This is a genomic window from Erwinia sp. MYb416, from assembly GCF_037479575.1.
In the GTDB taxonomy this organism is placed as follows: domain Bacteria; phylum Pseudomonadota; class Gammaproteobacteria; order Enterobacterales; family Enterobacteriaceae; genus Erwinia; species Erwinia rhapontici.
The window spans coordinates 1,106-1,317 of sequence record NZ_JBBGYT010000090.1 but is presented as its reverse complement, the minus strand read 5'-3'; the positions used below and the strand labels follow the sequence as shown (position 1 = coordinate 1,317).

Sequence of the window (212 nt, the reverse complement as noted above, 5' to 3'; positions counted from 1 at the left end):
CAGCAGTCCCAGCTGAAAAATCAGCAAAATCGGGTTTCCGCAGAGCAAAAAGCACTGACGACGTTAAAAACGGCGCTGACAGATTTTCAGTCAGCTTTGAAAGGCTTTTCCGTTAGTGGTAGCAGCGGCGGCATGGTGAAAAACAGTGCCACGGCCAGCCAGGAAGGTTACGTCACACTTAATGCCAGCAGCAGTGCGAAAAAAGGGCTGTA

Annotated in this window: 1 protein-coding gene; it reads left to right on the top strand. The window is 50.5% G+C overall.

Translation table 11 applies throughout. The annotated features are described in order from the left end of the window. Positions 1–212 (top strand): flagellar cap protein FliD N-terminal domain-containing protein (locus WH277_RS00780; RefSeq protein ID WP_339503817.1); only part of this gene is annotated, 212 nt, incomplete at both ends.